Origin of the sequence: Bacillus sp. FSL R10-2780 (genome assembly GCF_038006125.1) — a bacterium.
Taxonomy (GTDB): domain Bacteria; phylum Bacillota; class Bacilli; order Bacillales; family Bacillaceae_G; genus Bacillus_A; species Bacillus_A cereus_U.
Genome location: NZ_JBBOUQ010000001.1, coordinates 3,821,343 through 3,833,566 on the forward strand (window position 1 = coordinate 3,821,343; position 12,224 = coordinate 3,833,566).

A 12,224-nucleotide genomic window follows, 5' to 3' on the forward strand; every position below is an offset into this window, starting at 1 on the left:
GTCTGCTACTCAGATTACGGTTTAATCAATAATCTAAAGCTTTTTTATTATTTTATTCGCTGACGAGCAAATAGAATTCCACCTAAAAGGAACAATACCATACCGCCAAGAATTGAAATCATTTCTGCTGATGTTCCTCCTGTGTTAGGAAGTAATGTTGGCTTATCATTTTCTGTAGTAGGTGGAACTTTTGAATCGCTATTTTTGTCTGTATTTGTGTTTGGATCCGTACTTGGATCTTTTGGATCCGTACTTGGATCTTTTGGATCTGTACTTGGATCTTTTGGATCTGTGCTTGGATCTTTTGGATCTGTGCTTGGATCTTTTGGATCTACACCTGGTTCGTCCTTGATTTTTGTATTCGTGATGTCATAACCATTTACTTCGGATTTGTATCCCGCTACTGGTTGTTCTTTCACTTCATACTTGTACGCCTTACCTTCAGCATCATATGCTGCTAAATCTTTAAACGCATATTTCCAATCACTTGCTGTACTCACTTCTTGTGTTGCGATTACTTGGCCATTTTGTAGTAAGTCTACTTTAATCATTGAAGGACGTTCTTTCGCATTATCGTCTTTCCACGTTTTCGTTCCTTCTACTTTTGTTTGACCAACCTTTGTATTCGTGATGTCATAACCATGTACTTCTGTTTGATATCCGTCTACTGCTTGTTCTTTCACTTCATACTTGTATGCTTTTCCGTCTGCATCATATGCTGCTAAATCTTTAAATTCATATTTCCAGCCTGTTGCTTTGCTTACTTCTTGCGTCGCAATCACTTTACCGTTTTGTAGTAAGTCTACTTTAATTGCTTTCGGACGTTCTTTCGCATTATCGTCTTTCCACATTTTTGTTCCTTCTACTTTTGTTTGGCTTACTTTTGTATTCGTGATGTCATATCCTTTGACTTCGGATTGATATCCATCTACTGGTTGCTCTTTCACTTCATACTTATATGCTTTTCCTTCAGCATCATATGCCGCTAAATCTTTAAACGCATATTTCCATTCGCTTGCTGCGCTCACTTCTTGTGTTGCGATTACTTGGCCATTTTGTAGTAAGTCTACTTTAATTGCTTTCGGACGATCTGTTGCGTTGTTATCGTTCCAAGTCTTTGTTCCTTCTACTTTCGTTTCGCCTACTTTTGTATTTGTGATGTCATATCCTTTGACTGCGGATTGATATCCATCTACTGCTTGTTCTTTCACTTCATACTTATATGCCTTACCTTCAGCATCGTATGCCGCTAAATCTTTGAATTCATATTTCCAGCCTGTCACTTCTGTTACTTCTTGTGTTGTGATTACTTGGCCATTTTGTAGTAAGTCTACTTTAATCATCGTCGGACGATCTTTCGCATTATCGTCTTTCCACGTTTTCGTTCCTTCTACTTTTGTTTGACCAACTTTAGTATTCGTGATGTCATAACCATGTACTTCTGTTTGATATCCGTCTACTGCTTGTTCTTTTACTTCATACTTGTATGCTACTCCGTTTGCATCGTATGCTTGGAGGTTTTCAAATGTGTACTTCCAATTTGTTGCTTTGCTTACTTCTTTTGTGTCTACTACTTTATCATTTTGTAGTAACTCTACTTTAATTATCGTCGGACGATCTTTCGCATTATCGTCTTTCCATGTTTTCGTTCCTTCTACTTTCGTCTTGCTTACTTTTGTATTCGTAATGTCATAACCTTTTACTTCGGATTGATATCCGTCTACTGGTTGTTCTTTTACTTCATACTTATATGCCTTACCTTCGGTATCGTATGCCACTAAATCTGTAAACGCATATTTCCATTCGCTTGCTGCGCTTACTTCTTTTGTATCGATTACCTGGCCATTTTGTAGTAGGTCCACTTTGATTGTTTCTGGACGTCCTTCACCATTTCCGTCCTTCCATAGCTTCGTTCCTTCTACTTTTGTTTGACCAATCTTTGTATTCGTGATGTCATAACCTTTCACTTCGGATTTGTATCCGTCGATTGGTTGTTCTTTCACTTCATACTTGTATGCCTTACCTTCGGCATCATATGCCGCTAAATCTTTGTATTCGTATTTCCAGCCTGTTGCTTTGCTTACTTCTTGCGTCGCAATCACTGTACCATTTTGTAGTAGGTCTACTTTAATCATTTCCGGACGATCTTTCGCGTTATCGTCTTTCCATGTCTTCGTTCCTTCTACTTTTGTTTTGCCAACCTTTGTATTCGTGATGTCATAACCGTTTACTTCTGTTTGATATCCGTCTACTGCTTGTTCTTTCACTTCATACTTATATGCCTTACCTTCGGCATCATATGCCGCTAAATCTGTAAACGCATATTTCCATTCGCTTGCTGCGCTTACTTCTTTTGTATCGATTACCTTGCCATTTTGTAGTAAGTCTACTTTAATCATATTCGGACGATCTTTCGCATTATCGTCTTTCCACGTTTTTGTTCCTTCTACTTTTGTTTGACCTACTTTTGTATTTGTAATGTCATAACCTTTTACTTTGGATTGATATCCATCTACTGCTTGTTCTTTTACTTCATACTTATATGCCTTACCTTCGGCATCGTATGCCGCTAAATCTTTGAATTCATATTTCCAGCCTGTCACTTCTGTTACTTCTTGTGTTGCGACTACTTGGCCATTTTGTAGTAAGTCTACTTTAATCATCGTCGGACGATCTTTCGCATTATCGTCTTTCCACGTTTTCGTTCCTTCTACTTTTGTTTGCCCAACTTTAGTATTCGTGATGTCATAACCATGTACTTCTGTTTGATATCCGTCTACTGCTTGTTCTTTTACTTCATACTTGTATGCTACTCCGTTTGCATCGTATGCTTGGAGGTTTTCAAATGTGTACTTCCAATTTGTTGCTTTGCTTACTTCTTTTGTGTCTACTACTTTACCATTTTGTAGTAACTCTACTTTAATCATTGTTGGACGATCTTTCGCATTATCGTCTTTCCATGTTTTCGTTCCTTCTACTTTCGTCTTGCTTACTTTTGTATTCGTAATGTCATAACCTTTTACTTCGGATTGATATCCGTCTACTGGTTGTTCTTTTACTTCATACTTATATGCCTTACCTTCGGTATCGTATGCCACTAAATCTGTAAACGCATATTTCCATTCGCTTGCTGCGCTTACTTCTTTTGTATCGATTACCTGGCCATTTTGTAGTAGGTCAACTTTGATTGTTTCTGGACGTCCTTCACCATTTCCGTCCTTCCATAGCTTCGTTCCTTCTACTTTTGTTTGACCAATCTTTGTATTCGTGATGTCATAACCTTTCACTTCGGATTTGTATCCGTCGATTGGTTGTTCTTTCACTTCATACTTGTATGCCTTACCTTCGGCATCATATGCCGCTAAATCTTTGTATTCGTATTTCCAGCCTGTTGCTTTGCTTACTTCTTGCGTCGCAATCACTGTACCATTTTGTAGTAGGTCTACTTTAATCATTTCCGGACGATCTTTCGCGTTATCGTCTTTCCATGTCTTCGTTCCTTCTACTTTTGTTTTGCCAACCTTTGTATTCGTGATGTCATAACCGTTTACTTCTGTTTGATATCCGTCTACTGCTTGTTCTTTCACTTCATACTTATATGCCTTACCTTCGGCATCATATGCCGCTAAATCTGTAAACGCATATTTCCATTCGCTTGCTGCGCTTACTTCTTTTGTATCGATTACCTTGCCATTTTGTAGTAAGTCTACTTTAATCATATTCGGACGATCTTTCGCATTATCGTCTTTCCACGTTTTTGTTCCTTCTACTTTTGTTTGACCTACTTTTGTATTTGTAATGTCATAACCTTTTACTTTGGATTGATATCCATCTACTGCTTGTTCTTTTACTTCATACTTATATGCCTTACCTTCGGCATCGTATGCCGCTAAATCTTTGAATTCATATTTCCAGCCTGTCACTTCTGTTACTTCTTGTGTTGCGACTACTTGGCCATTTTGTAGTAAGTCTACTTTAATCATCGTCGGACGATCTTTCGCATTATCGTCTTTCCACGTTTTCGTTCCTTCTACTTTTGTTTGCCCAACTTTAGTATTCGTGATGTCATAACCATGTACTTCTGTTTGATATCCGTCTACTGCTTGTTCTTTCACTTCATACTTATATGCCTTACCTTCGGCATCATATGCCGCTAAATCTTTGAATTCATACTTCCAACCTTTTTCCGCTGTTACTTCTTGCGTTGCGATTACTTGGCCATTTTGTAGTAAGTCTACTTTAATCATATTCAGACGATTTTTCGCATTATCGTCTTTCCATGTTTTCGTTCCTTCTACTTTTGTTTGCGCTACTTTTGTATTTGTAATGTCATTACCTTTTACTTCGGATTGATATCCGTCTACTGGTTGCTCTTTTACTTCATACTTATATGCCTTACCTTCGGCATCATATGCCGCTAAATCTGTAAACGCATATTTCCATTCGCTTGCTGCGCTTACTTCTTTTGTATCGATTACCTTGCCATTTTGTAGTAGGTCGACTTTGATTGTTTCTGGACGCCCTTCACCGTTTCCGTCCTTCCATACCTTCGTTCCTTCTACTTTTGTTTGACCAATCTTTGTATTCGTGATGTCATAACCTTTCACTTCGGATTTGTATCCGTCGATTGGTTGTTCTTTCACTTCATACTTGTATGCCTTACCTTCAGCATCATATGCCGCTAAATCTTTGTATTCGTATTTCCAGCCTGTTGCTTTGCTTACTTCTTGCGTCGCAATCACTGTACCATTTTGTAGTAGGTCTACTTTAATCATTTCCGGACGATCTTTCGCGTTATCGTCTTTCCATGTTTTCGTTCCTTCTACTTTTGTTTTGCCAACCTTTGTATTCGTGATGTCATAACCGTTTACTTCTGTTTGATATCCTGATACTGCTTGTTCTTTCACTTCGTACTTGTATGCCTTACCTTCGGCATCATATGCCGCTAAATCTGTAAACGCATATTTCCATTCGCTTGCTGCGCTTACTTCTTTTGTATCGATTACCTTGCCATTTTGTAGTAAGTCTACTTTAATCATTTCCGGACGATCTTTCGCGTTATCGTCTTTCCATGTTTTCGTTCCTTCTACTTTTGTTTGACCTACTTTTGTATTTGTAATGTCATTACCTTTTACTTTGGATTGATATCCATCTACTGCTTGTTCTTTTACTTCATACTTATATGCCTTGCCTTCGGCATCGTATGCCGCTAAATCTTTGAATTCATACTTCCAACCGCTTGCTTCTGTTACTTCTTGTGTTGCGATTACTTGGCCATTTTGTAGTAAGTCTACTTTAATCATATTTGGACGATCTTTCGCATTATCGTCTTTCCACGTTTTCGTTCCTTCTACTTTTGTTTGCCCAACTTTAGTATTCGTGATGTCATAACCATGTACTTCTGTTTGATATCCGTCTACTGCTTGTTCTTTCACTTCATACTTATATGCCTTACCTTCGGCATCATATGCCGCTAAATCTTTGAATTCATACTTCCAACCTTTTTCCGCTGTTACTTCTTGCGTTGCGATTACTTGGCCATTTTGTAGTAAGTCTACTTTAATCATATTCGGACGATTTTTCGCATTATCGTCTTTCCATGTTTTCGTTCCTTCTACTTTTGTTTGCGCTACTTTTGTATTTGTAATGTCATTACCTTTTACTTCGGATTGATATCCGTCTACTGGTTGCTCTTTTACTTCATACTTATATGCCTTACCTTCGGCATCATATGCCGCTAAATCTGTAAACGCATATTTCCATTCGCTTGCTGCGCTTACTTCTTTTGTATCGATTACCTTGCCATTTTGTAGTAGGTCGACTTTGATTGTTTCTGGACGCCCTTCACCGTTTCCGTCCTTCCATACCTTCGTTCCTTCTACTTTTGTTTGACCAATCTTTGTATTCGTGATGTCATAACCTTTCACTTCGGATTTGTATCCGTCGATTGGTTGTTCTTTCACTTCATACTTGTATGCCTTACCTTCAGCATCATATGCCGCTAAATCTTTGTATTCGTATTTCCAGCCTGTTGCTTTGCTTACTTCTTGCGTCGCAATCACTGTACCATTTTGTAGTAGGTCTACTTTAATCATTTCCGGACGATCTTTCGCGTTATCGTCTTTCCATGTTTTCGTTCCTTCTACTTTTGTTTTGCCAACCTTTGTATTCGTGATGTCATAACCGTTTACTTCTGTTTGATATCCTGATACTGCTTGTTCTTTCACTTCGTACTTGTATGCCTTACCTTCGGCATCATATGCCGCTAAATCTGTAAACGCATATTTCCATTCGCTTGCTGCGCTTACTTCTTTTGTATCGATTACCTGGCCATTTTGTAGTAGGTCAACTTTGATTGTTTCTGGACGTCCTTCACCATTTCCGTCCTTCCATACCTTCGTTCCTTCTACCTTTGTTTGACCAACCTTTGTATTCGTGATGTCATTACCTTTCACTTCTGTTTGATATCCGTTTACTGCTTGTTCTTTTACTTCATACTTGTACACTACTCCATTTGCATCATAGACTGCTAGGTTGTCAAATTTGTATTTCCAACCATCTGCCGCTGTTACTTCTTTCGTGTCTATTACTTTTTCATTTTGTAGTAAGTCTACTTTGATCATTGTCGGACGATCTGTTGCGTTATCGTCTTTCCATGTCTTTGTTCCTTCTACTTTTGTTTGCGCTACTTTTGTATTTGTAATGTCATAACCTTTTACTTCTGTTTGATATCCATCTATCGGTTGTTCTTTCACTTCATACTTGTACGCTACTCCATTTGCATCATAGACTGCTAGGTTGTCAAATTTGTATTTCCAACCATCTGCCGCTGTTACTTCTTTCGTGTCTACTACTTTCTCATTTTGTAGTAAGTCTACTTTGATTGAACTTGGACGATCTTTCTCGTTATCGCCTTTCCATGTTTTCGTTCCTTCTACCTTTGTTGTTTGTACCACTTTTGTATTTGTAATGTCATAACCTTTTACTTCTGTTGTGTATCCATCTATCGGTTGTTCTTTCACTTCATACTTGTATGCTTTTCCATTTTCATCGTATACAACTAAATCTTTGAATTCATATTTCCAATTGTTTGCTGCTGTTACTTCTTTTGTTTGAATCACTGTTCCATTTTGGTATAAGTCGACTTTGATCTTTTCTGGACGACCTGCTCCGTCTCCATCCTTCCAAGTCTTCGTCCCTGAAACAGATGTGGTTTTTACTTTATTTGGAATATCCAGTTCGACTCCATTTTCATCATCTGATTTTATTTCAAACCATACTTTTTTCTCAGGATCGAAATCAATATAGTCTGGAGCTGAAACCTCTTGTACATAATATTTACCTGGTGATAATTGAGGCGTTTCAACTATCCCTTTTTCATTTGTTTTATATTCGCCCCCAACTTGTTCACCAGACTCTTTATACAACTTAAACGAAACATTCGGAATTACTTTTTCTTTATTTCCTTCAATATGTTTAACAATTTTCAGCTTTCCTTTTGGAACCTTGTTACCAGTAGCACCACCACCAGCTGTCATATTTTCGACTGGATGAGTACCCGATTCAGTAACTGGTTCTTTGTTTAGAACTTGGTAATCAATCGTATAATCATTCTTAAAAAACTCTTGCTTCTTCCCAGCTTCCGTTATAGTAGATGTATAACCAATCGTAAAGGCAGCAAGACGTGCTTTATCCTTATTAAGCACAACTTTAAATGATCTGTCTCCAGTAAAGGTAATCGTTCCGTAACCTTGCTTTTCAAACTCTTGTAGCGTTAACGATCGACGACCTAGATAATCATCTACACTTATATAGAAACTATCCTTATTAAGTGTTTGACCTTCCTGTAAATTATCAGTCACAACAATATCACGACTTAACTCTTCTTTATTTAAATTTATATTCAAGAACCAACGTACTTCATTGTCCTTACCTGAGTTCATATCACCAGTTTTATAAAAAAACGGTGGCTTTCCAGGATCTGTGCCACCACCACTACTTGGACCGGTAATTGTTACAGACTGCTTATCTACAGTTGTACCGAAATTGGTTTCAATCTCTTTCTTTTGATCCGTTCCTACATTAGTAGCTTCCACGAAAAAGTTTAAATACCCTTGAATATTTTCATATGTATCCACTTTATCATTAAATGTACATACCACAGTACCTGCTGTAACTTTACAAGTACCATAGTCATTTAATAGAAACTCGCTATTTAATCCTTTTAATTCTGGAGGCAGTGTTAATGTTAGTGTGTCTCCAGGCTTCAGCCTAAGTCCATCTTTTTCACTGAAGTTTACAGTTACTTTAGTCCGTTCTGTGGTACTTAGATTTGTTTTACCAATCTGAAAACTATCCACAAGTCCTGCTGTGTTTAGCTCTTGTGCATTTGCTACTATAGGTAGCAAACTCTGACCTATAGTAAACATGAAAATCATTATAATCGAAAAAATCGAAGTAACTCTTTTTAAATACATATTTTATGTTATCCTCCTATAAAATTAAAAATAGATAGATCCTGGTACAAGCATACTATGACAAAGATTCTACCATTCAATGTCATTAAGCCACTTTACTAAAATGCGTTTGATAGCTATTATCATCTTTTTCTCTTTTTTCAACCCTTCTATTATTTAGAAACTTGAAGTTTGACTCTTATATAGATTCATCTAATTTCTCCGACATTTTATTTCTGGCCTATACCGTTTAACAAAAACAGATACAGGACAAATTTTGATAAAGAAATTCAAATTACAAGTACACATGAACGGACCTCAGAATAACTTCAAAGCTAGAAGAAGACAATTTGAAAAGCAATCACGATAAAGCTCATGACAGCCATTGTCGTCTTATTATGCTGTGAAATTTTAGAAATTTCTTCAAATCCAATGCAAACGTTCGCTCTATAAATGCAAAAATTTCATTGCTGGCAAGTATGAACGAGCTACTTCACAGTAACTATGCATTTGGTCAACTTCCTTACTTATCCTCCTAAAGAATAACAAGAAGTACCATCTATAATCGAAATTAGCATATCAGCCGAGGAAAGTTACAACTGTGAAACATACTTGAATACTCGTATTCTAAAAGATGTTATTGAAGATGCGTTTTCTGCCATTATAAGTTGAGGTGAAATTGGCCATATGTTAAAACGTTTTGTGTTTAGTTACACAACTGACCTACACACCGAAACAAGTAGAACAAGAAGCGTTCCACCGCCAGCAGTATATAATTAAAAACGCTCTGGATGAAGTATTGTTTGCCTATGCAAGATGATAGTCATATTCTCCAAATTTGAATACAGTGGACCGAATTTGGGGGTAACTAAAAAAGAGTATGATTGTCAACTGATTTCATGTAAATCGCATAGAAATACGAAATTCAGCCTTTTCATTTTTGGAGTATATAAATGAGTGTCGAGAAAAAAACTTTGCCTAATGGGTTCCATGGCTATGTCGAAGAATTAAAATGAGCTTATATATGATGATAATATCAAAACCGAGAGATTTATATCCTTTCATTATTTTTTATCAAATCATGAAAACTTTAATTGTACTATATGTACTATCTTAAACATACCCCCCTAGTTTCTTGACTAAGCTGGAAGTTTTCAAGATTAATTACTAATTGGTTAGATACTTGGTTAGATGAATTGTTATTTTAGTATTTGGCATAGCTGTAACAATGTTTTTTACAACAATCACACCATTTCCTAGTAACATTCCACCAACTAATAATACATATATGGATTTTTTGATAACCTTACCCCCAACAGTCTATTATTCTAGAATCGTCCCTAAAAATCAATAGTTAATTGGTATTTTACTATTTTCACTTCATCACCATAACATATCTTTGTCACATGTATTTATATTAGAAAACTGACACAGAAAAAGAGACAGCTCTGCCATCTCTTTTTCTGTGTCAGTTTCCCCTCATCAAGACGTACGTGAGGTTCTCCCCCATACGTCTTTTCGTTGGTCTTGTTTTTTGACATCTAATCAGTTTATAGACTGATCAGATGTCTTTATATCAACTTGTTATCACTTCTAAACAAAAATAAGTATCTTTTCTTTTCTTTATTACATTTTTTCTGGTGCAGATACTCCTACGATTGCTAATGCATTTTGAAGTGTAGTGCGTACTGCTTTCATTAATTCGTAACGAGCTTTACTTAATTCTAAGTTATCTTGGTTTAATACTTTTTCTGCATTGTAGAAGCTGTGTAATGCTGCAGCTAATTCAAATGCATAGCTTGTAATGCGGTGTGGCAGACGTTTTTGCGCTGCATCCGCAACTACAGCTGGGAATTCACCAAGTTTTTTCAGTAACTCTACTTCTTTCTCAGAAGTAACAAGTTTGTAATTCACGTCTTCGCCTGTAGCTAATCCTAACTCTTCACCTTGACGAAGGATACTGCATACACGAGCATGAGCATATTGTGCATAGTATACTGGGTTTTCATTAGATTTTGATACAGCTAAGTCCATATCGAAGTCTAAATGAGAATCACCGCTACGCATTGCGAAGAAGTAACGCATTGCATCCACGCCTACTTCTTCCATAAGCTCACGAAGTGTAACTGCTTTACCTGTACGCTTACTCATTTTCATTTTTTCACCATTTTGGTACAGTTGTACCATTTGGATGATTTCTACTTCAAGTGTTTCTTTATCGTAACCTAGCGCTTGAATAGCAGCTTTCATACGAGGAATGTAACCGTGGTGGTCAGCACCCCAAATGTTGATTAGCTTACCGAAACCACGCTCTAATTTATCACTGTGGTAAGCGATATCTGGCGTTAAGTATGTGTAAGAACCGTCATTTTTAATTAATACACGGTTTTTGTCGTCACCGTAAGTCATTGAACGGAACCAAGTTGCTCCGCCTTCTTCAAAGATTTCGTCACGCTCTTTTAATACAGCAAGAGCCTGATCAATTTTTCCGTTTTTGTATAATGATGTTTCTGAGAACCACACATCGAAGTTAACACGGAAGCTTGCTAAGTCTTTTTGAAGTTTTGCTAACTCATATTTTAAACCGTATGAACGATAGAATTCATAGCTTTCCTCTGCATCAGCTTTTGCATAACGATCGCCAAACTCTTCAGCTAAACGTTTACCGATTCCAATAATGTCCGCACCATGGTAACCGTCTTCTGGCATTTCTTTCTCTAAACCTAAAGCTTGCATGTAACGAGCTTCAACAGAAAGAGCTAAGTTATGAATTTGGTTACCAGCATCATTAATGTAGTACTCACGAGATACATCGTATCCCGCTTTTGCTAATACGTTACATAAAGTGTCACCTACTGCCGCACCACGTGCATGTCCTAAGTGAAGATCGCCTGTTGGATTCGCAGATACGAACTCAATTTGTACTTTTTCACCTTTACCAGTATTCGTTTCACCGTATGCTTCACCAGCGTTAACGATTGTTGGGATTAAGTCTGTTAAGTAGCTATTATCCATGTAGAAGTTAATAAAACCAGGACCAGCGATTTCAATCTTTTCAATAGAAGCTTTTGCTTTATCGAAGTTTGCAACTAATTCTTCTGCAATCATACGAGGTGCTTTTTTCGCAACGCGTGCAAGTTGCATTGCCATATTTGTAGAGAAGTCACCATTTGTTTTATCTTTTGGCGATTCTAATACAACGTTTGGAATTTGTTCTTCTGTCGCTAATTCTGCCTTTAATACAGCAGCTTGAATTTCTTCTTTAATCAATTCTTTTACTTGTTCTAAAGAATTCATTACTTTGCCTCCTTCAAATTAATTGTAATTGTATATCTGCCAGCCTCTTGTTCACTTAGAAGCAATGCGTACGTTAAGAAGAGTTGTCCTTTTTTCTTTTCATCCGACCATTTAAAAAGAACGTTATCAGTTTTCGTTTGCAATGCAAACGTACCAAGTTCACTCGTATACGTACCAGTTGTCCATTCACCTTTCACATGCGTCTGACGCATAGAAATAGCACCTGAACGCATAATGAGAACTTGTTCATCTTGAATTTTAATAATTGTTTTCACTTCGCCTTGTTCGTTCGACTCTTGGAATGTTATATATGTACCTTGACCTTTTACATAGTATTGACCATTTGCTTCAAAAGCAACGGTTTCCTTCCTCGCCCCTTCACGGATTTCTGTTACGAAATGAACGTGTACCGGCAAGCCTGCAAGTTGTTTCTTCACGTCTTGCACACCCTTCAAATGTTATAGATATTAA

General features: G+C 37.2%; 3 protein-coding genes. All 3 read right to left on the bottom strand.

Going from position 1 to position 12,224, the window contains the following annotated elements; all coding sequences use genetic code 11:
• Positions 1-47: 47 nt before the first annotated feature.
• Positions 48-8,477 carry a Cna B-type domain-containing protein gene (locus tag NSQ47_RS19985; RefSeq protein WP_341037830.1) on the bottom strand — a complete coding sequence of 2,810 codons (8,430 nt, stop codon included), beginning with the start codon at positions 8,475-8,477 and terminating at the stop codon, positions 48-50.
• 1,605 nt (positions 8,478-10,082) lie between these two features.
• Positions 10,083-11,753, bottom strand: a complete 1,671-nt coding sequence (gene argS, locus NSQ47_RS19990; RefSeq protein ID WP_016106739.1) for an arginine--tRNA ligase — start codon at positions 11,751-11,753, stop codon at positions 10,083-10,085.
• Positions 11,753-12,190, bottom strand: a complete 438-nt coding sequence (locus NSQ47_RS19995) for a DUF1934 domain-containing protein (protein WP_016106740.1) — start codon at positions 12,188-12,190, stop codon at positions 11,753-11,755. Before NSQ47_RS19995 ends, argS begins: the two co-directional genes overlap by 1 nt.
• Between the last annotated feature and the right edge of the window lie 34 nt (positions 12,191-12,224).

Excerpts from the sequence above, each read along its gene's own strand:
- argS (WP_016106739.1), bottom strand. The coding sequence starts at position 11,753 with ATGAATTCTTTAGAACAAGTAAAAGAATTGATTAAAGAAGAAATTCAA.
- NSQ47_RS19985 (WP_341037830.1), bottom strand. The coding sequence starts at position 8,477 with ATGTATTTAAAAAGAGTTACTTCGATTTTTTCGATTATAATGATTTTC.